This window comes from Sciscionella marina DSM 45152 (genome assembly GCF_000379465.1).
GTDB classification, from domain to species: domain Bacteria; phylum Actinomycetota; class Actinomycetes; order Mycobacteriales; family Pseudonocardiaceae; genus Sciscionella; species Sciscionella marina.
The window spans coordinates 690652-714003 of record NZ_KB905380.1; the positions used below are offsets into that span (position 1 = coordinate 690652).

The window sequence follows — 23352 nt, forward strand, 5'->3', positions numbered from 1 at the left end:
GCGTACCTAAGGCCCTGGGTCAGGAAGCCGGAGTTTCCCGCTTCTCCTTGATCTTGGCGGCCTTGCCGCGCAGGTCGCGCAGGTAGTAGAGCTTCGCGCGCCGCACATCACCGCGGGTGACGACCTCGATCTTGGCGATGTTCGGGGAGTGCACCGGGAAGGTGCGCTCGACGCCGACACCGAAGGAGACCTTGCGGACGGTGAAGGTCTCGCGGATGCCGCCGCCCTGGCGGCGGATCACGGCGCCCTTGAAGACCTGCACACGTTCCCGCGAGCCTTCGATGACGCGTACGTGCACATTCAGCGTGTCACCGGCGCGGAAAACCGGGATGTCCGAGCGCAGCGACTGTGCGTCGATCGAGTCAAGGGTGTTCATCGGTCCGTTCCTTCGTTCACGGGCATGGGCACGTCCGTGCCCATGCTGAAAGGTCTTCGATGTGGCGCGCGCGGCCGCTCACGCCGCGCAGCAACTGGTCCAGTGTGCCAGATCGCTTTCGCGCGGTTGAGGGTGGGGCGCGCCCATCGCGTTCAATTGTGCCGAAGCCGGTCGAGCACGCGCTCGTCGGCCTCGTTCAGTTCCATCGCCTCGAGCAGCTCGGGACGGCGCTGGTAGGTGCGTTCGAGAGCCATGTCGCGGCGCCAGCGCTCGATCGCGGCGTGGTTGCCGGACCGGAGCACCTCGGGGACCGTGAGCCCGCGCCACTGCTCGGGCCTGGTGTAGCACGGCCCCTCGAGCAGTCCATCGGAGAACGAGTCCTCGCGCGCGGAGGCCGGGTTGCCGAGCACCCCGGGAAGCAGCCGCACGACCGCCTCCACCATGGCCAGTACCGCGACCTCACCGCCGACCAGCACGTAGTCCCCGATGGAGACCTCCTCGACGGTGTGCCGACGCGCGGCATCGTCGAGTACCCGCTGGTCGATGCCCTCGTAGCGGCCACAGGCGAACACCAGCCGGGAGGACTCCGCGTAACGGTGTGCGCACACCTGGTCGAACCGGCGACCCGCCGGAGTGGGCACCACGAGCGTCGCGGGCTCCTCGCCGAGCACATCGTCCAGGGCCGGGCCCCAGATCTCGGGCTTCATCACCATCCCGGGACCGCCCCCGTAGGGAGCGTCATCCACCGCACGGTGCACATCGTGGGTCCAGTCGCGCAGGTCGTGCACGCCGATCTCGATGAGTCCCCGCTCGATGGCCCGCCCGAGCAGCGCCTGGCGCAGCGGGGCGAGGTATTCCGGGAAGATGGTGACCACGTCGATGCGCATGGCTCACTCCACCTCGAGCAGGCCGTCCGGCGGATCGATGGTCACCCTCGCCTGTTCGAGGTCGACCGCGGGCACGATCTGCTTGACGAACGGCACGAGCACTTCCCGGTCACCGGCATCCACCGCAAGCAGTTCCCCGCCCGCACCGTGCACCACCTCGATGACCGTCCCGATCTCCTCGCCGTCCACGGTCACCACGGTGAGCCCTTCGAGTTCGTGGTCGTAGAACTCGTCCGGGTCCTGGTTGGGTGGCAGATCCCCGGTGTCCGCGAGCAGCAGGCAGCCGCGGAGTTCCTCGGCCTGATCCCGCCCGCGCACCTCGTCGAACATGACGAGCAGGCGGGTGCCGTGGGTACGGGCAGCGGACACGGTGAGGGTGCGCGGAGCCTCCCGCCTGCGCCGTGCGGTCAGCCTCGTGCCCGAGGCGAACCGCACTTCCGGCGAGTCGGTCGACAGATCAACCGCCAGTTCCCCGCGCACCCCGTGTGCCTTGGCGATACGGCCTACGGCTACTTCCACGTTCGCCTACGCGTCGGTGTCGACCACATCGACACGGACGCCACGGCCACCGACGCCGGACATCACAGTGCGCAACGCGGTCGCGGTGCGCCCGCCGCGCCCGATGACCTTGCCCAGGTCATCGGGGTTGACGTGCACCTCGAGGATGCGGCCGCGCCGGGTGGTCACGAGATTCACCCGCACGTCGTCCGGGTTCTCGACGATGCCGCGGACGAGATGCTCGAGCGCGTCCGCGAGGAAGCTCATGCGTCGGCTTCCGGCGCGGTCTCGGCGGACTCCTCACCCGACTTCTCGGCCTTCTTGGCCTCCGCCGGGCGCTTGTCGCCGCCCTTCTTCTTCTGCGTCGTCGCCTCGGCACTGGCATCGGAGCCCGCGGCGGCGAGCGCCTCGTTGAACAGCTCCTGCTTGCTCTTGCGCGGTTCGGCGACCTTCATCTTGCCTTCCGGAACCGGCTCGCCACGGAAGCGCTGCCAGTCCCCGGTGATCTCCAGGAGGCGCTGCACCGGCTCGGTCGGCTGGGCGCCGACTCCCAGCCAGTACTGGGCGCGCTCTCCGTCGACCTCGATGAAGCTCGGCTCCTGCTTGGGGTGGTACTTGCCAATCGTCTCGATGGCCCTACCGCTGCGCCGAGTGCGCGCGTCGGCGACGATGATGCGGTAGTACGGCTGGCGAACCTTGCCGAGCCGCTGCAACTTGATCTTGACGGCCACGGGTGCGTTGATCCCTTCGATTCCTGCATTTTCAGTGCTTGGCGTGTTGCACACGTGCGCACCGCGTGGGGAATGCGGGGACGTGTGGCAAGTACTCAGGCCGTACGGGGATGGATGAGAGGGCCACCCTGCACGGACAGCCTCTCATTATGCCAGAGGTGCGAACGGGGCCAATCGCACCCCTGCACTGGTGAGTGCCGCACGCACCGCGATCGCCCGGTCCACCGCCTCCGCGCTGTCCCCGTGCAGGCACAGCGAATGCGCCCGGCTGTGCAGCAGGGTGCCGTCGACGGCGGTGATCTCTCCGCGCACGGCGAGCCCGATGGCCCGCTGCACGACCGGTTCGGTGCCCTCGAGCAGCGCGTTCGGCTCCCGCCTCGGCACCAGGGTGCCCTCCGGGGTGTACCCACGGTCCGCGAACGCCTCGCTGATCGGGTCGCATCCGGCGGCCGCGGCCGCGGCGAGCAGTTCGGACCCGGGAAGGCCGAGGATCGGCAGCCGGGCGATCCGCCGCACCCCTTCGATCACGGCACGGGCCTGTCCGGCGTGGTGCACGCAGGCGTTGTACAGCGCCCCGTGCGGTTTGACGTAGGTGACCTCGGCCCCCGCGGCGCGGGCGAACCCGGACAGCGCGGCGAGCTGGTAGCTGACCTCGTCGGCGAGCGTCGCCGGGTCCACATCGATGAACCGGCGCCCGAAGCCGGCGAGGTCGCGGTAGGACACCTGGGCGCCGATCGCCACCCCGCGTTCCGCGGCCGTCGCGCACACCTCGCGCATGATCGAGGGATCGCCCGCGTGGAAACCGCAGGCGACGTTGGCACTGGTGACCACGTCGAGCAGCGCGGCGTCGTCGGTGAGCGACCAGCTGCCGAAGCCCTCGCCGAGGTCGGCGTTGAGGTCGATGGTGTTCTCGTCCGGGTCCCCGGTCATGAGAGCGAGTCCTTCCCGAGCATCGCAGCGAGCCCCAGCGAGCGAGGAGCGCAAGGAAGGCTCGATCGGGACAGCACAGCGGTCATGCCGACAATACTCTCGTGGACAGCAACAGCAACGCCAAGGCGGGCAGGAAATTGCTCACCTGATGGGCGACCATGCTGGCCCCGGTCGAACCGGTGACCAGCCGCGCCAGTCCGATGGGCACCCCGATCGCCAGCAGTAGCAGGGTGCGCGCCGGTTCCAGATGGCTGGCCGCGAAGATCGCGGTGGAGAGCACACAGGCGGTGATCGGCCCCCATCTGGCGAGCGCTCCCCAGCACAGGCCACGGAAGATGATCTCCTCGCAGACCGGTCCGAGCAGGAAGGTGTAGAGGAAGAGCACCACGGCCTGCGGCACCGAGAAATCGCCCTTGACCACGAGCACCCCGACCGCGGATGTGGCGTTCTCCCCCACGATCTGCTGCCAGACGAGCACCGCGGCGACCGTGACGAGGATGCCGAGCCCGCCGTAGCGCAGTCCGGTGCGCAGCTCCCCGGGACGCAGCCGGAGCGCGAAGTCGATCCGCGGTCCGTTTCCGCGCCGGGCGGCGAACCCGAGCGCGGTGGCGGCGGCGAGCAGAGTCGGCGCGATGGTGGCGATCAGCGCGACCGTGGCCGAGGCGGGCCGGTTGCGTGGCGCGAGTGCCGCGGAGATGACCACGGCGGAAAGAATGTAGATCGCCAGCACGATCAGGAACGCGCCGAGCCCCCAGCGGTGTTCGGGGAGTGGACGAGCGATCGCACGGACCCGTTCTGCCCAGCTGTGGAACCGGTACGGCAATCGGGCGGATGCCTTTCCATCCACGTATCCCTCCTCTGACCACGCTCCCCGGACACCCTAGGCCACGAGCGCGTCTGGGCCATGTCAGCGAATCAGCCGGCCACGCAGGACGATGTGCCGGGGTTTGCGCAGCGCACCGAGATCCTCGCGGGGATCGGTGTCGTAGACGAGCAGATCGGCGGCCGCGTAGTCGGCGATCCCCAGGTATCCGAGCCAGTCGCGGGCCGCCCAGCTTCCCGCCCCGATCGCGGCGTGCGTGCTCATCCCGCACCGGTGCAGTGCCTCGATCTCGTCCACGATGCGGCCGTGTTCGATCCCGCCACCCGCATCGGTGCCGGTGTACACCGGGATCCCGGCCTCGATGGCCGCCCCGATGGTCTGGTCCACCCGCGCGTGCAGGTCCCGCATGTGCGCGGCGTAGACCGGATACCGGCTCGCCGAATCGGCGATGTCCGGGAAGTTCTCGATGTTGATCAGGGTGGGCACCAGGGCGGTGCCCCGCGCGGCCATCTCCTCGATGGTCGGCGCGGTCAGCCCGGTGCCGTGCTCGATGCAATCGATACCCGCGGCGATCAGTCCAGGCAGGGCGTCCTCGCCGAACACGTGCGCGGTGACCCGGGCCCCGTGTTCGTGCGCGACCGCGATGGCCTCGGCGAGTACCTCGTCGGGCCACAGCGGCGCCAGGTCACCGGCATCCCGGTCGATCCAGTCCCCGACCAGTTTGACCCAGCCATCACCGGACTGGGCCTGTTCGGCGACGGCGCCGGGCAGCTGGGCCGGATCTTCGAGTTCGGTGCCCAGTCCCCGGATGTAGCGGCGCGGGCGCACGATGTGCCGCCCGGAGCGCACGATGCGCGGCAGCTCGAGCTTGCGCTGCAGCGGTGTGGTGTCGATGGGAACCCCGCAGTCGCGCACGAGCAGCACGCCCGCCTCGCGCTCGGTCCGCGCCTGCCGCTGCGCCTCCTCGAGGTCGACACCGCCGTCCGGACCGATGCCGATGTGGCAGTGCGCGTCCACGAGCCCGGGGAGCAGGTACCCGCCGTCGGCCACGGTCGGCGCGCCGGGGACCGGGGTGGTGGTGATCCGCCCGTTGACGACGAACACCTCGCGCTGCTCACCATCGGGCAGCACGGTGCCCGCGAATCGCATTCCGGACATCGCTCAGTTCTTCTTGTTGCCGAAGTCGAGCTTGGACGGGTCGAAGCCGGGCGGCAGCTGGTCGAGCCCGGAAAGGCCGGGGGGCAGCTGGTCGAGTCCCTTGGGCATGTTCGACAGGTCGGGCATGCCGCCGCCCATACCGCCGAGCCCCGCGGGCAGCGCGCCGGGCTGGGCGGGACCGCGTCCCTTGTTGTTGCCCTTCTTGCCTTTCTTGCCCTTGCGGGTGTTCTTGTTCGACTTGGTGGCCTTGCGCCCGCCCCCTGGCAGCCCGAACTGGCCGCCCATCTGCGACATCATCTTCTTGGCGTCGAAGAACCGGGTGACCAGCTCGTTGATCTCACGCACCTCGACACCGGAACCGCGCGCGATGCGGGCGCGCCGGGAACCGTTGATGATCTTGGGATCGGCGCGCTCGGTCGGGGTCATACCGCGGATGATCGCCTGAACCCGGTCCAGCTGCTTGTCGTCGACCGCGGCGAGCTGATCCTTGATCTGGCCCGCGCCCGGCAGCATGCCGAGCAGGTTGCCGATCGGGCCCATCTTGCGGATGGCCTGCATCTGCTCCAGGAAGTCCTCGAGGGTGAGCTCCCCGGTGCCGATCTTGGCCGCTGCTGCCTCGGCCTGCTGTGCGTCGAAGACCTGTTCGGCCTGTTCGATGAGGGTGAGCACATCGCCCATGCCGAGGATGCGGCTGGCCATCCGGTCGGGGTGGAAGACATCGAAGTCCTCGAGCTTCTCCCCGTTCGAAGCGAACAGGATGGGCTGGCCGGTCACCTCGCGCACGGAAAGCGCGGCACCACCCCGGGCGTCACCGTCGAGCTTGGTGAGCACCACCCCGCTGAACCCGACCCCGTCGCGGAAGGCCTCCGCGGTGGTCACCGCATCCTGACCGATCATCGCGTCGACGACGAACAGCACCTCGTCCGGACTCACCGCCGCACGGATGTCGGCCGCCTGGCGCATCAGTTCCTCGTCGATACCGAGCCGTCCCGCGGTGTCCACCACGACCACGTCGTGCTGGGCGCGCTTCGCCTCCTCGATACCCCGGCGGGCCACGTCGACCGGATCGCCGACACCGTTGCCCGGTTCCGGGGCGAACACGCTGACCTCGGCCCGTTCCCCGACCACCTGCAGCTGGGTGACCGCGTTCGGCCGCTGCAGATCGCAGGCCACCAGCATGGGCGCGTGCCCCTGGCCCTTGAGCCAGCGGCCGAGCTTGCCCGCGAGCGTGGTCTTACCGGAACCCTGCAGACCGGCGAGCATGATCACGGTCGGCGGGGTCTTGGCGAGGTTGATCCGCCGGGTCTCCCCGCCGAGGATGCCGACGAGTTCCTCGTTGACGATCTTGACGACCTGCTGGGCGGGATTCAGCGCGGCATGGACCTCCTTGCCCTTGGCGCGCTCCTTGATCCCGGAGATGAAGGAGCGCACCACGGGCAGCGCGACATCGGCCTCGAGCAGCGCGATCCGGATCTCCCGCGCGGTCGCGTCGATATCGGCGTCGGTCAGCTTGCCCTTGCCGCGCAGATTGGACAGGACGCCGGTGAGCCGGTCGGACAGTGTGTCGAACACGGGTGAGCCACTCCAGGTCGCATCGGTTGACTGCTGTCCACGAGGGTAGCCGAGACCCGGGCGGGTGGGTGCACGGCGGAGCGGGACACCCCTCGTCTGCCCCGCTCCACCGCGATGGGCGAGCACCGCAGGACACCTCTCCCTTGTGCCGGCCGCCGTCCCCTCTCGCCGCCGTCCCCCGCGCCGTTTCACGTGCCCTGCCGTGCCCGCGTCCATTACTCTGCCGTCCGCGAGCACCCCGCAATACCGTGATGGCACTCGAATCGGCTGAGTAGTTCTACTCAGTGACCGCTAGGCGGATTCCCGGACCGCGGTGAGCACCGCGGCCTCCACCCGGGCGCGCAACCCCGGTCCCGGGCGCACGCCCGCCACATCGACCAGGCACACCGCGAGGAACGCGGTCGGGCCGAGCGTGCTCGCCCGTGCCCAGCGCACATCGAGTTCGTGCTGCTCGAGGGCGGTGGTGGCGTGGTAGAGCAGGCCGACCGAATCGATCGCGCGCAGTTCGAGCACGGTGGCGTCACTCGCCTCGTCGTCGAACCAGAGCACGTGCGCGGGGGCGGACTCCTGCCGTGGCCGCGGATAATCCCGCTCCTTGGCCGCGACCTTGTCCGCGAGCCAGAGGGTTCCGGTGACTGCCAGCCGCAGGGTCTCGCGCAGCGCCGCGGGGTCGGGCAGGGAACCGAATCGTGGCCCGACGGTGAAGGACTGCACGGCGAACCGGTCCTCGGTGCCGACCGTCGCCGCGTGCATCCGCACCCCGTGCACCACCAGCGCCCCGGCGACCTTGGACAGCAACCCCGGCCGGTCGGGTGCGGCGATGGTGAGTTCCGCGTCCGCGGCACCCGGTTCCAGTACGAGCTCGATACCGCGGTGCTCGCGCGCCCTGCGCAACACGGCGTCCTCGGTCCCGGTCCGGCTCCGCCGCGCCGAGGGCATCGTGCCCGCGATGGCCGCGCGCACCCCGTCGACGAGTTCGGCGACCAGTGCCCGTTTCCACTCGCTCCACATGCCCGGCCCGGTGGCCAGCGAATCGGCCTCGGTGAGCGCCCGCAGCAGCTCGAGGAGCACCACATCCCCGCCGACCGCCTCGGCCACCCGGGCCACGGTGACCGGATCGGCGACGTTGCGGCGGGTGGCGGTGTGCGGCAGCAGCAGGTGATGGCGCACCATCAGTTCGAGCCGGTGCACATCGACCGCGGCGAGCCCGAGACGTGCACCGATCTGGGCGGCCAGCCGCGCGCCGAGTACCGAATGGTCCCCGCAGCGCCCCTTGCCGATGTCGTGCACCAGCGCGCCGAGCAGCAGCAGGTCCGGCCGGGCGACCGTGGTGACCAGCGAGGCCGCCTGCACACAGGTCTGTACGAGGTGCCGGTCCACGGTGTAGCGGTGCGGCGGTTCGCGCGGGGGCAGATCCCGGACCGCGCCCCATTCCGGAAAGAGCCTGCCCCACAGTCCGGTGCGATCGAGCGCTTCCACCACCTCGACGAGCCCGTTGCCCGAGCCGAGCAGGGACAGCAATCCGCGCAGCACCGCGGCGGGCCAGGGGCCGGCGGGTTCCGGGGCCCGCTGAGCGAGCGTGGCCAGGGTTCCCGCGGAAATGGGCGCGTTCGCCGTGCTCGACGCGGTGGCCACGCGCAGCAGCAGGGCGGGATCGGTACCCGGGGCGGCACCCTTGGCCAGCGCGACCTCCCCGCCGTGCAGCACCACCCCGTCCTCCAGCGGGGTGCGCCGGACCGCCTTGCCCGGGCCCGGTCCGGCGGCCCGCATCGCGACCTGCAGGGAGTACGCGATCGTGCGGCCCGCGCCGGAGATCGCCCGCGCCAGCTCGAACCGGTCCCCCATCCGCAGCGCGGCGGCCACCTCGGCGCTGTCCTGGGCGCGCAGCACATCCCGTGGCTTGCGGGTCACCCGGTGCAGTTCGGTGCGCACCTCGGCGAGCAGGTCCCGGGCGGCGAGTACCTCCCCGGACGGCCGGTCCACCAACTGGGCGAGGGAGAGTGCGCGCAGGATCTGCACATCGCGGAGCCCGCCCCTGCCATGTTTGAGGTCGGGCTCGGCCCGCTGCGCCAGCTCGCCCGCGCGGGCCCAGCGCGCCGCATTGGCCTCGGCGAGCTCACCGACCCGGGTGCGCGCGGAGGCACGCCACTGCGCCCGCGCCTCGGTGCGCAGCCGTTCGGCCAACGCACCGTCCCCGGCGAGCGGGCGCGCTTCGAGCAGCCCGAACGCGGTCCGCAGATCACCCGCCGCGATCCGGCACGCCTGGCGTACCGTCCGCACCGCGTGATCGAGCCCGATCCCCGCGTCCCACATCGGGTACCACAGGGCCTCGGCGATCCGTTCCACCCGCGATCCCCGGCCCTCGTGCACCAGCAGCAGGTCCAGATCGGAGTAGGGGTGCATCGCGCGGCGGCCGAGCGCACCGACCGCGACCAGGGCCAGCCCGTCCCGGTCCACCCCGCAGCCGCGCGCGTGTCCGGCCAGCCACAGTTCGAACAGTTCGGTGAGCGCGGCGCGCAGTTCGGCGCCGCCGAGCTGACCGATCAGTTTCTCCCGCACCCGGACCACATCGTGCGCCGAATCGGCACGGTCCACGCCCGCCCCCGTTTCCTTGGAGCACATCTGAGAAATCCCTGTCCTGCCGCGCTGCGACGTCGGCGAAGTACCTTCGCGAGACGTCGGCGAAGTACCTTCGCGAAACAACGTTGGCGGGCACGGCATGCCTTGCCCTCGATCACCGCGGAAACGTCCACTGCCTCGGGTGCGGGCGTCCCGCAGGACACCGGATCCACGCCGGACACCCGCTCGCGACGGACGAGAGCTCCCGGACGCACTCTCAGAGCGCGTCGGCGCCGCGCTCCCCGGTGCGTACCCGCACGATCTGCTCGACCGGGGTGGACCAGACCTTGCCGTCCCCGATCTTGCCGGTGCGCGCCGCGTCCACGACGACCTCGATCACCTTGTCGACCTGTTCGTCCTCCACGACGACCTCGACCCGCACCTTCGGCACGAAGTCGACGGAGTACTCCGCGCCCCGGTAGACCTCGGTGTGCCCTTTCTGCCGTCCGTAGCCCTGCACCTCGGAGACCGTCATCCCGAGGATGCCGAGCCGTTCGAGTGCTTCCTTGACGTCGTCCAGCGTGAACGGCTTGACGATCGCGGTGACCAGTTTCATGAGCTGCTCCCCTCGGTGACCTTCGCGGAACCGGCCCTCTCCGGCGGCCCCGGTGCGGTCCTGCGGGCGAACCCGCTGCGTCCGGTGCCGATTCCGCCGAACTGGTACGCGCTCTCGGCGTGCTCGGCCTCGTCGATGCCGCCCGCCTCGTGCTCGCGGTCCGCGCGGAACCCGATCGTCTTGCTGATCGCCAGTCCGATCACCGTACTGAGCACGAAGGAGAACGCCAAGACCGCGAGCGCACCGACCGCCTGGCGCCACAGCTGATCGGCTCCCCCGCCGTAGAACAGGCCGTCCACCCCGGCGGGTGCGGCAGCGGAGGCGAAGAACCCGATGAGCACGGTGCCCGAGAAACCACCGACCAGGTGCACGCCCACCACGTCGAGCGAATCGTCGAAACCGAACCGGTACTTGAGCCCGATCGCGAGCGCGCACAGCACCCCGGTGATGGCACCGATGGCGAGCGCGCCGATCGGGGTGACCGCATTGCACGCGGGGGTGATCGCGACCAGCCCGGCCACGATCCCGGACGCGGCACCGAGCGTGGTGGGTTTCCCGTCCCGCATGCGTTCCACGACCAGCCAGGCGAGCATCGCCGCGCAGGTGGCCACGAGCGTGTTCACCATGGTGACCGCGGCAGCCGAGTCCGCGGCGAGCGCCGAACCGGAGTTGAACCCGAACCAGCCGAACCACAGCAGCGCGGCACCGAGCATGACCAGCGTGAGGTTGTGCGGTTTCATCGGTTCGCGCGGCCAGCCCAGACGTTTGCCGAGCACCAGGGCCAGCGCGAGGCCCGCGGCGCCCGCGTTGATGTGCACCGCGGTACCGCCCGCGAAGTCGATCGCCTTGAGCTGATTGGCGATCCAGCCGCCGACCGTCTTGCCGTCCCCGGTGTCGAAGGCGAAAACCCAGTGCGCGACCGGGAAATACACGATCGTCGCCCAGAGCCCGGCGAACAGCAGCCACGGTCCGAACCGCGCACGGTCGGCGATCGCGCCGGAGATCAGCGCCACGGTGATGATCGCGAACATCGCCTGGAACGCGACGAACACCAGCGAGGGAATGGTACCGTGCAGCGATTTCGGGTCGAGCAGCCCGGCGAGCCCCAGGAACTCCCCCGGGTCGCCGAGCAGCCCGGCACCCACATCGTTGCCGAAGGCCATGGAGTACCCGAACAGCACCCAGAGCACGCCGACGACCCCCATCGCGCCGACCGACATCATGATCATGTTCAGCACGCTCTTCGTGCGCACCATGCCGCCGTAGAAGAACGCGACCCCGGGCGTCATCAGCAGCACGAGTGCGGCCGAGACCAGCACCCAGGCCGTATCGCCACTGTTCACCGAACCACCTCTGTCGTCATCGGACGTTCGTTGCCAGACAGCGTGAGCGCCCGCTGTTTCACGAACGGGCGCCCGATGTTGCGGACAGGTGAACGGACCCGTTTCCGGGGTTACATCCGCGCTACGCTCGAGGGGTGTCCACCATCGACGCGGTGCTGTCCATGGCGGCCGCCGGTCTGTTCCTGTTCACCGGCAGCGCCAAGGTGTCCGGGAATCCACGCTCGATCGCCGATGCGGAGCGGTTCGGCCTTCCGCCGCGGGTGTACCGGCTCATCGGCGGCTGCGAATTGGCCGGCGCGGCCGGTGTGCTGCTCGGCTGGCTGATCTGGAGCACCATCGGCGTGCTCGCGGCGACCGGGCTGGTCCTGCTCATGCTCGGCGCGCTCGCCTTCCACCTGCGCGCCAAGGACGACCTGCCCGCGCTCGCCCCGGCCGCCGGTTCCGGGGTACTGGCGCTCGCCTGCCTGATCAGTCAACTCGTCACCTGAGCACCGAGGAGGACCCGGCTCGATGAACATCACCGTGGATCAGCATGGGGCGGTCACCGCGATCGGCATCGACCGCCCCCAAGTACGCAATGCCGTCGATCGGGCGACCGCCGAGGAACTCGCCGAGGCGTTCCGCGCCTTCGACGCCGATCCCGAGGCCGCCGTCGCCGTGCTCTACGGCCACGGCGAGGCCTTCTGCGCGGGCGCCGACCTCAAGGCGGTCGCGAACGGATCGGGTAACCGGGTGGCCCCGGACGGCGACGCCCCACTCGGGGTTTCCCGGATGCGGCTGGGCAAACCCGTGGTCGCCGCGGTGTCCGGGCACGCGGTCGCGGGCGGGCTCGAACTCGCGCTGTGGGCGGATCTGCGGGTGGCCGACGAGACCGCGGTGTTCGGTGTGTTCTGCCGCCGCTGGGGTGTCCCGCTCATCGACGGCGGAACCGTGCGGTTGCCCAGGCTCATCGGTGCCAGCGTGGCCATGGACATGATCCTGACCGGCCGCCCGGTCGGCGCCGAGGAGGCCGGGCGGATCGGCCTCGCCAACCGGGTGGTGCCGCAGGGCCAGGCGTACTCCGCGGCGATGGAACTGGCCGCGAGTCTCGCTGCCTTCCCGCAGACCTGCCTGCGCCAGGACCGGCTCTCCGCGCTCGAGCAGGAGGGACTGGACGAACAAACCGCCCTGACCGGCGAGTTCGCGCACGGCATGGTCTCGTTCGCCGCGGACAGCCTCGCCGGGGCGAGCCGGTTCGCCGAGGGCGCGGGACGGCACGGAGACTTTTCGGCGCCCTGATCAGGACGCGTGCTGGGCGCGTTCGAAAAGCGGTTCGGTGATCGCGGTGCCGAACTGCGGTCCGAGAAGATAGCGGCGGCAGTGCTCGGTCTTTCCGGTCGGGCAGACCTTCCCCGCCTCGTCGAAGAATCCGGCCTTCTCGTTGTCGCCGACCACCACACCGCGACCGGTCTTCGGGTCGAGTTCCGCGATCCGCGGTCCCCCGCTCGATCCGCCGCCCATCACGCAGTCGGTGCCCCACAACCCCTTCGGTTCCGGGCGGTCGGCCGTACCCGGGTATTCCCTGGGATCGCCGTGGCAGTAGGCGAGCCGGTCACCGCGGAATTCCGGAAGGCCCTCCCGGTCCGGGTCCGATGCCGCGCGTGGATAGCCGAACTGGGCGACGGGCGCGGTACCCGGTTTGTCGAAGCCGATGTCCTGCGCTGCTCCGGTCGCGTCCTGCACCGACTGCCCGCGCTCGTTCCCGCCGAGCGCGAGGAATCCCTGATCGTAGGCGTCGAATCGCTGGTGCTGCTGGTCGTTGCGCAGCCAGGTCTTGTCCGCGAAACCGAACCGCGCGACGAATTTCCCGTACGGGGCCTTACCGTCGCGATAGCCGGGAACGAACATCAGGTTGGCGTTCCACTGATTGTTCTCGCCGATCAGGTCGGTGTTGTTCACGCAGTGCCCCGCGGTGACCACGGTGCTGCGATTGGCGCTGTGCACGATGGTCGCCGTGCATGAGGCGTCCTCGCCGTGGTCGGTGTAGAACAACCGGCCGACCGTCGCGGGAATCTCGTCGTGCCCTGTCCACGGTGCACCATCGGGACCGCTTTTCGGCGGATTGTCCGAGGGCGGCTGGGTGAGGGCGGCGATGCGTTCCGGTGTCCAGTAGTCGAGCACCTTCTGCTGTGCCGCCGAGTCCCCGGCCAGGGTCTTCGCCGCCACACTGTCCGCGGTCCCGGCGAACACCGGCGCGGCCAGCCCCGCGGTACACGCCGCGGCGGTGAGAGTCAGGGAAATCCGGGCCGAGACCGCTCGCGTTCGTTGCACAGGCCACAAGTTAGCGGTGTCAGGTCAAGCATCGGTGAAGCGCGCCACCCAAACCGATTCGAGGCGATCCCTAGGCCGAACGGGCGATGGTGGCGGTGCGGCTGGGCGCCTGGAGTGCATGGGTGAAGTCCCCGAGCACGCCTTCCAGGGTGCTGCGCAGTTGTTCTCCCGGGCGCAGCGCCTCGTCCAGCTGGCTGTCCAGCACGAACAGACTCTGCAGCACGTGCCATGCGCCGAGCGAGTGCACAACGGGGCGCAGTCCGTAGTCGAGCGAGAGCACGTGCGCCGGGCTGCCGCCGGTCGCGATCGGCAGCACCGCCTTGCCCGCGAACGCGAATTGGGACAGCAGGTCCAGGAACACCTTGAGCAGTCCGGAATACGCGGCCTTGTAGGTGGGGGTGGCGAGCAGGATCCCGTCGGCCTCGGCGACCGCGCGCACCGCCGATTCGATCTCGGGATGCGTGGTGTCCGCGGCAAGCAACGGGCTCGGATCCAGCTCCCGTAACCGCAGGTGATTCGCGTCGACCCCGCCGGAGCGCAGTGCGGTGACGGCATATTCCGCGACCGCCGCCGAACGCGAGGACCGAGAGGGACTCGAGGAAAGCGCCAACACGGTAGGCATGTTCGTCACGCTAACCGGAATCCGATCGTGTCGGACTCCGATCTCAGTGGCTGGTCGGGTTGACGAACAGGCTTTCCGGTGACAAGTATGCAGCGTGAGTGATCGACAGTGGGGCTTCCGCACGCGCGCCTTGCACGCCGGTGGGCGCCCGGATGCGAGTACCGGGGCACGCGCGGTGCCGATCTACCAGAGCACCAGTTTCGTGTTCTCCGACACCGAGGACGCGGCAACGCTGTTCGCGTTGCAGAAGTACGGCAATGTCTACTCGCGCATCGGGAATCCGACCGTGGCCGCGGTCGAGGAACGGCTGGCCAGCCTCGAAGGCGGGATCGGCGCGGTGGCCACGGCTTCCGGACAGTCCGCCGAATTCCTCACCTTCGCCGCGCTCGCCGGTTCCGGGGATCACATCGTGGCCTCGAACGGGCTCTACGGCGGGACGGTCACCCAGCTGGACGGGACGCTGCGCCGGTTCGGGGTCGAGACGAGCTTCGTCGGCGGTGAGGCCGACACGTTCGCCGAGGCGATCACCGAGCGCACGAAACTGTTGTTCACCGAACTGGTCGGCAATCCGAGCGGGGACATCGCCGACCTCGAAGCCCTCGCGGATCTGGCGCATGCCAACGATATTCCGCTCGTGGTGGACGCGACCCTGGCCACTCCCTTCCTGTGCCGCCCGATCGAGCACGGCGCGGACATCGTGCTGCACTCGGCGACGAAATTCCTCGGCGGGCACGGCACCACGCTCGGCGGGGTCGTCGTGGAGGCCGGGAAATTCAACTGGGGCAACGGAAAATTCCCCGCGATGACCGAGACCGTGGATTCCTACGGCGGATTGAAGTACTGGGAGAACTTCGGGGAGTACGCGTTCTGCACCCGGCTACGTGCCGAACAGCTGCGCGATATCGGCCCCGCGCTCTCCCCGCATTCGGCTTTCCTTCTGCTGCAAGGGATCGAGACGCTGCCGCAGCGGATGACCGAGCACGTGGCGAACGCGGACCGGGTGGCCCGTGAACTCGCCGCCGACCCACGGGTCGCCTGGGTGCGCTACGCGGGACTTCCCGAGCACCCGCATCATGAACGGGCGGCGCACTATCTGCCCGAAGGCCCGGGCGCCGTGTTCGCCTTCGGAGTGCGCGGCGGACGCGAGGCGGGCCGGAAGTTCATCGAATCGGTACGGCTGGCCAGCCATCTGGCCAATGTCGGCGATGCCCGCACGCTGGTGATCCACCCCGCTTCCACGACACACCAGCAGCTTTCCGACGAACAGCTGCGTTCCGGCGGGGTGGAGCCCGACCTGATCCGCATCTCGGTCGGCATCGAGGATGTGGAGGATATCCTGGCGGATATCGATCAGGCACTGGAACAGGCGGTCGTAGTATGACTTGGCAGGCACCGGGAGCCCTTGCCCGGCAACGGATCCTGAACCGGACCCGCGCGGTGACGATCATCGGAGCCTCGGCCAATCCGGCCCGGCCGAGTCACTTCGTGGCCAGTTATCTGCTCGCCTCGAGCGACTACGAGGTCTCGTTCGTCAACCCGACCCTGACCGAACTGCTCGGCAAACCGGTCTATCCGAGCCTCGCCGAGGTTCCCGGGCAGGCCGATCTCGTTTCGGTGTTCCGCAGGCACGAGGATCTGCCCGCCGTGGCCGAGGAGGTCATCGCGGCCGGAGCGCGCACCCTGTGGCTGCAGCTCGGGCTCTGGCACGAGGAGGTCGCCGAGCGGGCCAGCGCCGCGGGCCTCGACGTGGTCATGGACCGCTGCGTGAAGATCGAGCACGCCCGGTTCCACGGCGGGCTGCACCTGGCCGGGTTCGACACCGGCGTGATCGACTCGCGCCGTCCTTCGTGAGCGAGCCCGCGAGCGAATCACGAGACACGGTCGAGCCGGTCGCCGCGCTGCTGCTGGTCGATCTCCAACGGGCCTTCGTCACCGGGGACGGCGCCGTGCCCGCGGCGGTTCCCTTGCTGCGCACCGTTTCCGCGCTGCTGGACCGGGCGCGCAGCTCGGGAGCCTTCGTGGTGCAGTTGCAGAACGACGGCACCGCGGGCGAACCGGACGAACCGGGAGCGCCCGGCCGGCGGCTGTATTTCCCTCCGGTGGAGGGCGAACCGGTGGTACGCAAGACCACCGACGACGGCTTCTACCAGACCGAACTCGGGGACCTGTTGCAGGCCAAGGGAGTCGAGCGCATCGCGGTGTGCGGGGTGCTCTCCGAGATGTGCGTGCGCGCCACCGTGGAGGAAGCACTCGACCAGGATTATGGCGTGGTGCTCCCGCACGACGCGCACGCCACCTACGACATTCCGCCCGCGCCCGGGGACACCGATCCGGTGCCCGCCGTCCTGGCCGCGCGCACGGCCGAATGGTCCCTCGGCGACCAGGTCGAGATCCTGGCCGCCGCCGGACAGGTCCGGTTCACTCGCCCGCGCTGACCGGTTCCGGCTCGGGCTCCGGTTCGGCCAGGGTGCGCGGATCGGGTCCGCTGTGCCGCAACGAAAGCAGCCCGCCGACCACCAGCGTGATGATCACCCCGAACAGCACGAACAGCGGGAACTGGATAGCCTTCCCGTCCACTGTGACCGCGAGCGCGAGCACGGCGACCACCACGACCGTGGTGATGAACGCGATGATCGCGTCGAGCTGGCGCGCCTTCTTCACGAAGATCCCGAGCAGGAACGCGCCGAGCAGTGCGCCGTAGGTGAATCCCGCGATACTCAGCGCCTTCTGGATCACCGGATCCTTGTCCGAGCTGAACGGCAGCGAGAAGCAGAAGAACACCACGCCCCACACGATCGTCCACATGCGACCGCGGCGCAGCAGGCTCGACTCGCTCGGCTCGTGCTTGGTGAAACTCTTGAAGATGTCGATGACCGTGGAGTTGGCCAGGGAGTTGATCGCCGAGGCGAGCGCGCCCATCGTGGAGGCCAGGATGCCCGCGATCAGCAGGCCGGAGACCCCGACCGGCAGCTCGCTGACGATGAACTTCGGGAAGATGTCGTCGCTGCTGCTGATCCCCGGAATCAGCTGCTTGAGTTCGGCGAGCTTGTGCTGGCCGAAATGCGCCCACAGCATCACGCCGACCATCAGGAACACGAAGAACTGGATGGTGACCGCGAACCCGCTGCCGATCAGCGCCTTCTGGCCGTCCTTGAGGGTCCGGCAGGCCATCACGCGCTGGGTGATCAGCTGGTCCGCGCCGTGCGAGGCCATCGCGAAGAACGCGCCACCGACGACCGCGGTGACGAACGCGTACGGGCTGGTGAGGATGTGCACGATGCCCGAGTCGAAGTCGAACACCTTGAACAGCCCCTGCTGGGAGGCCGCGCCCCACCAGCCGCTTGGCAGCTTCGTGGCGAGCACACCGATCGCGACGAGCGCGCCGCCGAGGTAGATGATCATCTGGATGGTGTCCACCCAGACCACGGCACGGATTCCGCCGACGAGCACGTACACCAGGGTCAGCGCGGTGAGCACGGCGACGATCTGCCAGTAGCTGATGTGCACGCCGTAGGTCTTGAAGATCAGGTTGATCGGGATCGCACCCGCGAACAGCCGGAGACCCTCGGCCAGCAGCCGGGTGACCACGAAGACCACCGAGGACACGCCCTGCATCCCGGGGCCGAACCGCTTGCCGAGGAACGCGTACGAGGTCTGCAGGTTCCCGGAGAAGAACCGGGGAAGCAGAATGAACGCCGAGAGCATGCGCCCGATGATGTACCCGAACGGCAGCTGCAGATAGGTCAGTCCGTTGTACCCCATCGCCGTCCACACCAGACCTGGGGTGGAGATCACCGTCAGCGTGGATGTCTCGGTCGCGACGATGGACAGCATCACCGCGCCCCAGGGCAGATTTCGTTCCCCGATGAAGTAGTCGGTCGAGGATTTCTGTTTCCTGCCGAAGAACATGCCGATCAGCGGCATCGCCAGCAGGTACACCACGATGATGGCGATATCGATGGGATTCACGGCTACCTCCCTGTGCCTTCCCCTTCGCTGGTTGCTACGACCCGCAGCCACTCCGGCGGTCCCGGGCGTGGCTCACCGAGCCGCGCACCCGTTCCCGCGGGCGTGATCGAGCCGAGCACTCTCGGTGCATCCGCCCCGGTCGCGGACGGCACATTACCCGCAACCCCGTGCCACGTCAGCCAACCGAGCAAACCGGCGAGTACCGCCTCCTTCGCGTCCACCGGCAGCCCGGCCTCCGCGCTGGTGCGCACCACGGTTTTCCCCCGAAGGTGTTCCCCGATCCGCGCGCACAGCAGCGGATTCGCCGCCCCGCCTCCGGAGAGCAGCACCTCGGCCACCCGGTGCTCGGCGCAGGCCCGCGCGATCGGGATCGCGGTGAGCTCGGTCAGCGTGGCGAGCAGATCGGCGAGCGGAAGCTCCCGGTACGGCCCGATCATCCGCGCGTCGAAGTACTCCTTGCCGGTGGACTTCGGCGGGCGCCGCGCGTAGTAGGGATCCTCGAGCAGGGCGCGCAGCATCGGCTCGTGCACCGCACCGGTCCGGGCCAGCGCCGCGTCCACGTCGTACGGACTCCCCTGGTCCCCGCCCTGTTCCCAGGCGATGTCGAGCAGCGCGTTGCCCGGCCCGGTGTCGTAACCGAAGGTCGGTCCACCCGGCGCGACCACGGTGATGTTGGCGATCCCGCCGATGTTCACGCACGCCATCGGGACGGATCCGCCGAACCCGCGCAGCAGCAGCTCGTCGAGCACCGGGACCAGCGGGGCACCCTGGCCACCCGCGGCCACATCCCGCGGCCGGAAATCGGCGACCACCGGAACCCCGGCGCGCTCGGCGATCCAGGCGGGCTGGCCGAGCTGCAGCGTTCCCCTGGTCTTGCCGTCCTCGACGAGATGATAGAGCGTCTGGCCCATCGAGGCGACCAGATCGACCCGGTCGAACTCCGCCGCGATCGAGCCGAACACCTTGCCGAGCTCGGTGTCGAGCAGGCACAGGGTTCGCGCGTCGAGCGCGGCACCGGCCACCGCCGAACCCAGTTCGGCACGCAGCCAGTCCGGATAGGGCACCGTCCGGCTCGCACCGAGGCGCAGCTCGATCCCTTCGGCCACCGGTTCGATCTCGAGCACCGCGGCGTCCACGCCGTCCATCGAGGTACCCGACTGCATTCCGAGAACACGCACGAATGAGCTTTCTACACCAGGTGCGAGGGCCGTCGCAGAAGAGGATGACAAGATGGGCGGCGTGTCCACTACAACCCTGATCGTGATCATCGCGGTGGTCGTCGTCGTGCTGGCGCTCGCCGTCGTGCTCGGCCTCGTCCTCGCGCGCAAGCGGCGCATCAGCATCCGTGATGACCAGCAGCTCACCGAGACACCGCAGCAGAAGAGCGGGGGCTACACGGCCAGCTCCGGGTTCAACCTCGCCTCCGGTTCGACCGCGACCGCGGAACCGCCGGTCGCCGAGGAGCACCCGGCCGCCGCGGAACCGGCCGAGGAGCACCCGGTCGCCGAGCGCACCGAGGTCGACGGTCAGCCCACGGTCGGTGACGACGCCGCCGTGCCGCGCGACTCCGAGCAGCGCGGGATCGTGGACGTCGGTCTTCCCGAACAAGCTCCGGAACCCGAAACCGCCCCCGAACCCGAGCCGGAGCCGGAACCAGCGCCGGAACCGGAACCGGAGGCGGAATCGGAGGCGGAGCCCGCGCCGGAAGCGGAGCCGGAAGCGGCGCCGCGCGAGGAGATCGCGCCGAGCGAGGGCCGCCTCGAACGGTTGCGCGGGCGCCTCTCCCGCTCCCAGTCCACGCTCGGTCAGGGACTGCTCGGCCTGCTCGGCGCCGGGGATCTCGACGAGGATTCGTGGACCGAGATCGAGGACACGCTGCTGTTGGCCGACCTCGGCTCCGCGACCACCATGGAGGTGGTCGAGAAACTGCGCACCGCGATCAGCACGCGCGGCGTGCGCAGCGCGGCCGAGGCACGCACGGCGCTGCGCGAGGTACTGGTCACCGCGCTGGACACCGAGGCGGACCGGGCCGTGCGCGCGCTCCCGCACGCGGGCGGGCCCGGAGTCGTGCTCGTCGCCGGGGTGAACGGCACCGGCAAGACCACGACCACCGGCAAACTGGCCCGGGTGCTCGTCGCACAGGGACGGTCGGTGCTGCTCGGCGCGGCGGACACCTTCCGTGCCGCGGCCGCCGATCAGCTGGAGACCTGGGGGCAGCGGGTCGGCGCGGAGACCGTGCGCGGCAAGGAAGGCGCCGACCCGGCCTCGGTGGCCTTCGACGCGGTGCGCAGGGGCGGCGAGTCCGGAGTGGACACCGTGCTGATCGACACCGCGGGACGGCTGCACACCAAGACCGGACTGATGGACGAGCTCGGCAAGGTCAAGCGCGTCGTGGAGAAGCAGTCCAAGATCGACGAGGTGCTGCTCGTGCTCGACGCGACCACCGGGCAGAACGGGCTCACCCAGGCTCGGGTGTTCGCCGAGGTCGTGGACATCACCGGGATCGTGCTCACCAAGCTGGACGGCACCGCCAAGGGCGGCATCGTGTTCCAGGTGCAGCGCGAACTCGGGGTCCCGGTCAAGCTGGTCGGCCTCGGTGAGGGCGCCGACGACCTCGCCCCCTTCGAACCAGCCGCTTTCGTCGACGCGCTGCTGGCGAACTGAGAGTGTGTCTGGGGGCTCTCGTCCGTCGCGAGCGGGAGTCAGATCGGATGCATCGCAAGGCGGAGGAAGGAGCCATAGCGGGGTTCTATGGCGACTGACGACAACGCCGCGAGGCACCGATTGAACCCGCGCAGCAGGACATGGAGTCCCCAGACATGCTCTACTACCGGCCGAGCCGCTCGCCGATCGCCTCGGCGAGCGCCGCGGCCGGTCCCTCGGGTTCGGCGTCCTTGGACAGCAGCACGAACTCGATCTCGTCCGGCGCGGGCAGCCCCATCGAGCCGGGCAGCTCCACCAGCCCGTCCGGGATGAGCGAGCTCGCGTGCAGCATCACGCCCAGCCCGGCCAGCGCCGCGGCGCGCAGGCCGATCAGGCTGCTCGTGCGGCACACCGAACGCCAGGACATCCCCTCGCGTTCCAGGGCCTCGAGCGCGAGCTGCCGGGTGACGCTCGGCTTCGGGTACTGCACGAGCGGCACCGACTGGCCCGGCTCCAGCACCGTGGCCGCCGAGCCGACCCAGGCCAGCCGGTCGCGCCAGAGCAGCCTGCCGTAGCCGGCGTCACGGAGCCGTTTGCCGATCGCGAGGTCGAGCCGCCCGGCCCGCATCCGCTCGGTGAGCACATCGGAGAGCTCGACGGTCAGCTCCACCTCTACGAGCGGATTGTGCGCCCGGAACCGGCGCAGAATCTCCGGCAGCGCGGTGAACACCAGGTCCTCCGAAGCGCCGAACCGCACCTTGCCGCGCAACTGGGCGCCCGCGAAATGGCGCAGCGCCCGCTCCCCCGTCTCCACGACCGAGCGCGCGAAACCCACCATCGCCTCGCCGTCCACCGTCGGCACGACCGAATGGGTGTCCCGTTCGAACAACGTCGCGCCCACCGCGGCCTCGAGCTTGCGCACGTGCTGGCTGACCGTGGACTGGCGGCAACCGAGCTGCCCGGCGGCCGCGGTGAAGCTGCGGTGTTCGGCTACGGCGAGGAAGGTGCGGCAGAGCAGTGGATCGAGCATACGGCCAGTTTATCGCACTGCGCGATAGCAGTTAGAGTCGTGATCATACTTCCCAATCACCAGACATACGCGGACAATGGTGACGTGCAGGTTTTGAGGTTCGGTCGCACCCTGTTGACCAAGACGCGCATCGACGGGTTCATCCTCGCCATCCTGGCGACGGTGGGCATCGCGACCCTGCTGCCCGCCTCCGGCCACACGGCGGAGGGGTTCTCCGTCGCCACGACCATCGCGGTCGGGCTGCTGTTCTTCCTCTACGGGGCACGGCTTTCCACCAGGGACGCGATCCGCGGGCTCGCGCACTGGCGGCTGCACCTGACCGTGTTCGGGGCGACCTATGTACTGTTCCCGCTGCTCGGACTGGCCTCGATCGTTCTCGTGCCCTGGGCGCTGAGTAACGAGCTCTATCTGGGCATCGTGTTCCTGTGCGTGCTGCCGTCCACGGTGCAGTCCTCGATCGCGTTCACCTCCATCGCCAAGGGCAATGTGCCCGCGGCGGTGTGCAGCGCCTCGGTCTCCAACATGCTCGGGGTCGTACTCTCCCCGCTGCTGATCGCGCTGCTCATGTCCGGCGGCGGGGCCGCGTTCGATCTCGGCTCGATCCTCGGCATCGTGCTGCAGTTGCTCGTGCCGTTCGTGGCCGGCCAGCTCGCCCGCCGCTGGATCGGCGGCTGGATCACCGCGCACGCGGCACCACTCAAACTCGTCGACCGCGGCTCGATCCTGCTCGTCGTGTACACCGCCTTCAGCGAAGGGGTAACCCAGGGAGTCTGGAGCAAGCTCTCGGTTGACAGGTTGTTCATCCTCATCGGGGTATGCGTGGTTCTGCTCGCGATCATGCTCGGACTCACCACGCTCGCCGGGCGGCTTGCGAAATTCAATCGCGGTGATCAAATAACCGCGCTGTTCTGCGGTTCGAAAAAAAGTCTCGCCAGCGGTCTCCCGATGGCCACCGTACTATTCGGCGGACATCAGGTCGGTCTCATCGTGCTCCCATTGATGTTGTTCCATCAGATTCAACTCATGACCTGCGCCTGGCTCGCCGGTCGGTTCGGCAGGCGGGCCGAGGACCAAAGTCCCGGCATCGCACGGATTGCGGCCACCCGGTCCGGTTAGCCGACCGCGTCACATTCGGTGCGGAAAGACGAAAAAACCGGCGCTTCTTCCCGTGCGTCACGCGCAAGCCTGCAATAATTGAAATACCGTGGGTAGCATTTCCGCTCACCCATGAGGTGTGTGCTGAACCGCTCCGGAAACAGACAGCGCTTTCTTCATAGAAGTTCGC

General features: G+C 69.3%; 24 protein-coding genes. 7 read left to right on the forward strand and 17 right to left on the reverse strand.

What is annotated here, in order from left to right; all coding sequences use genetic code 11:
- Window positions 1-19 precede the first annotated feature (19 nt).
- The 12 genes from rplS to A37U_RS0103320 form a co-directional block, all read right to left on the reverse strand.
- Entirely contained in the window at window positions 20-376 is a 357-nt protein-coding gene (gene rplS, locus A37U_RS0103265; RefSeq protein ID WP_020495178.1) for a 50S ribosomal protein L19, read from the reverse strand.
- Between the two features lie 152 nt (window positions 377-528).
- Window positions 529-1263, reverse strand: coding sequence for a tRNA (guanosine(37)-N1)-methyltransferase TrmD (gene trmD / locus A37U_RS0103270; RefSeq protein ID WP_020495179.1), 735 nt, complete (start codon window positions 1261-1263; stop codon window positions 529-531).
- 3 nt (window positions 1264-1266) lie between these two features.
- Complete coding sequence (gene rimM, locus A37U_RS0103275) at window positions 1267-1782, reverse strand: ribosome maturation factor RimM (RefSeq protein ID WP_026196824.1); 516 nt, start codon at window positions 1780-1782, stop codon at window positions 1267-1269.
- Window positions 1783-1788: 6 nt separating this feature from the next.
- Window positions 1789-2028: an RNA-binding protein gene (locus tag A37U_RS0103280; protein WP_020495181.1), complete on the reverse strand. Its 240-nt coding sequence runs from the start codon at window positions 2026-2028 to the stop codon at window positions 1789-1791.
- The gene (gene rpsP / locus A37U_RS0103285; RefSeq protein WP_020495182.1) at window positions 2025-2492 is read right to left on the reverse strand and encodes a 30S ribosomal protein S16; all 468 of its coding nucleotides are present in this window, start codon (window positions 2490-2492) and stop codon (window positions 2025-2027) included. The genes A37U_RS0103280 and rpsP overlap by 4 nt, the downstream gene beginning before the upstream one ends.
- A 147-nt stretch (window positions 2493-2639) precedes the next feature.
- Window positions 2640-3422, reverse strand: coding sequence for a LamB/YcsF family protein (locus tag A37U_RS0103290; RefSeq protein ID WP_020495183.1), 783 nt, complete (start codon window positions 3420-3422; stop codon window positions 2640-2642).
- Between the two features lie 82 nt (window positions 3423-3504).
- The gene (locus A37U_RS0103295) at window positions 3505-4269 is read right to left on the reverse strand and encodes a CPBP family intramembrane glutamic endopeptidase (RefSeq protein WP_020495184.1); all 765 of its coding nucleotides are present in this window, start codon (window positions 4267-4269) and stop codon (window positions 3505-3507) included.
- Window positions 4270-4329: 60 nt separating this feature from the next.
- Entirely contained in the window at window positions 4330-5394 is a 1065-nt protein-coding gene (locus A37U_RS0103300) for an amidohydrolase family protein (protein WP_020495185.1), read from the reverse strand.
- Between the two features lie 12 nt (window positions 5395-5406).
- On the reverse strand, window positions 5407-6975 hold the full coding sequence (ffh, locus tag A37U_RS0103305; protein WP_020495186.1) for a signal recognition particle protein: 1569 nt from the start codon (window positions 6973-6975) through the stop codon (window positions 5407-5409).
- Window positions 6976-7266: 291 nt separating this feature from the next.
- Complete coding sequence (locus A37U_RS0103310; protein WP_051111537.1) at window positions 7267-9597, reverse strand: [protein-PII] uridylyltransferase; 2331 nt, start codon at window positions 9595-9597, stop codon at window positions 7267-7269.
- A 214-nt stretch (window positions 9598-9811) separates the two neighbouring features.
- Window positions 9812-10150 carry a P-II family nitrogen regulator gene (locus A37U_RS0103315; RefSeq protein WP_020495188.1) on the reverse strand — a complete coding sequence of 113 codons (339 nt, stop codon included), beginning with the start codon at window positions 10148-10150 and terminating at the stop codon, window positions 9812-9814.
- A complete protein-coding gene (locus A37U_RS0103320; RefSeq protein ID WP_020495189.1) occupies window positions 10147-11493 on the reverse strand; it encodes an ammonium transporter in 1347 nt (448 codons plus the stop codon). Before A37U_RS0103320 ends, A37U_RS0103315 begins: the two co-directional genes overlap by 4 nt.
- Before the next feature lie 134 nt (window positions 11494-11627).
- On the opposite strand from A37U_RS0103320, the gene A37U_RS0103325 reads away from it, so the two are divergent.
- Window positions 11628-11981 (forward strand): DoxX family protein, encoded by a 354-nt coding sequence (locus A37U_RS0103325; RefSeq protein ID WP_020495190.1) that lies wholly within the window; start codon window positions 11628-11630, stop codon window positions 11979-11981.
- A 22-nt stretch (window positions 11982-12003) separates the two neighbouring features.
- Window positions 12004-12771: a crotonase/enoyl-CoA hydratase family protein gene (locus A37U_RS0103330; protein WP_020495191.1), complete on the forward strand. Its 768-nt coding sequence runs from the start codon at window positions 12004-12006 to the stop codon at window positions 12769-12771.
- Here A37U_RS0103330 and A37U_RS0103335 read toward each other — a convergent pair whose 3' ends face one another.
- Window positions 12772-13803 carry a trypsin-like serine peptidase gene (locus tag A37U_RS0103335; protein WP_020495192.1) on the reverse strand — a complete coding sequence of 344 codons (1032 nt, stop codon included), beginning with the start codon at window positions 13801-13803 and terminating at the stop codon, window positions 12772-12774.
- Window positions 13804-13873: 70 nt separating this feature from the next.
- The gene (gene ssuE / locus A37U_RS0103340) at window positions 13874-14425 is read right to left on the reverse strand and encodes an NADPH-dependent FMN reductase (protein WP_040586453.1); all 552 of its coding nucleotides are present in this window, start codon (window positions 14423-14425) and stop codon (window positions 13874-13876) included.
- Between the two features lie 94 nt (window positions 14426-14519).
- Between ssuE and A37U_RS0103345 the strand changes: the two genes are divergently transcribed.
- From A37U_RS0103345 to A37U_RS0103355, 3 genes are read left to right on the forward strand one after another with little or no spacing between them, the layout of a single operon-like run.
- On the forward strand, window positions 14520-15806 hold the full coding sequence (locus tag A37U_RS0103345; protein ID WP_026196826.1) for an O-acetylhomoserine aminocarboxypropyltransferase/cysteine synthase family protein: 1287 nt from the start codon (window positions 14520-14522) through the stop codon (window positions 15804-15806).
- On the forward strand, window positions 15803-16276 hold the full coding sequence (locus A37U_RS0103350; RefSeq protein WP_020495195.1) for a CoA-binding protein: 474 nt from the start codon (window positions 15803-15805) through the stop codon (window positions 16274-16276). Before A37U_RS0103345 ends, A37U_RS0103350 begins: the two co-directional genes overlap by 4 nt.
- Window positions 16273-16860 (forward strand): isochorismatase family protein, encoded by a 588-nt coding sequence (locus tag A37U_RS0103355; protein WP_020495196.1) that lies wholly within the window; start codon window positions 16273-16275, stop codon window positions 16858-16860. The genes A37U_RS0103350 and A37U_RS0103355 overlap by 4 nt, the downstream gene beginning before the upstream one ends.
- Here A37U_RS0103355 and A37U_RS0103360 read toward each other — a convergent pair.
- Together A37U_RS0103360 and A37U_RS0103365 are read right to left on the reverse strand one after the other, a co-directional pair.
- Window positions 16844-18394 carry a sodium:solute symporter gene (locus A37U_RS0103360; protein WP_020495197.1) on the reverse strand — a complete coding sequence of 517 codons (1551 nt, stop codon included), beginning with the start codon at window positions 18392-18394 and terminating at the stop codon, window positions 16844-16846. The genes A37U_RS0103355 and A37U_RS0103360 overlap by 17 nt on opposite strands.
- A 2-nt stretch (window positions 18395-18396) precedes the next feature.
- Window positions 18397-19572 carry an anhydro-N-acetylmuramic acid kinase gene (locus A37U_RS0103365; RefSeq protein ID WP_026196828.1) on the reverse strand — a complete coding sequence of 392 codons (1176 nt, stop codon included), beginning with the start codon at window positions 19570-19572 and terminating at the stop codon, window positions 18397-18399.
- 52 nt (window positions 19573-19624) lie between these two features.
- Here A37U_RS0103365 and ftsY point away from each other — a divergent pair, with 52 nt between their 5' ends.
- Window positions 19625-21058 (forward strand): signal recognition particle-docking protein FtsY, encoded by a 1434-nt coding sequence (ftsY, locus tag A37U_RS0103370; RefSeq protein ID WP_020495199.1) that lies wholly within the window; start codon window positions 19625-19627, stop codon window positions 21056-21058.
- 163 nt (window positions 21059-21221) lie between these two features.
- Here ftsY and A37U_RS0103375 read toward each other — a convergent pair whose 3' ends face one another.
- A complete protein-coding gene (locus A37U_RS0103375) occupies window positions 21222-22067 on the reverse strand; it encodes a LysR family transcriptional regulator (protein ID WP_020495200.1) in 846 nt (281 codons plus the stop codon).
- A 93-nt stretch (window positions 22068-22160) separates the two neighbouring features.
- Here A37U_RS0103375 and A37U_RS0103380 point away from each other — a divergent pair, with 93 nt between their 5' ends.
- Window positions 22161-23183, forward strand: coding sequence for a bile acid:sodium symporter family protein (locus A37U_RS0103380; RefSeq protein ID WP_420806220.1), 1023 nt, complete (start codon window positions 22161-22163; stop codon window positions 23181-23183).
- The last annotated feature ends 169 nt before the right edge of the window (window positions 23184-23352 follow it).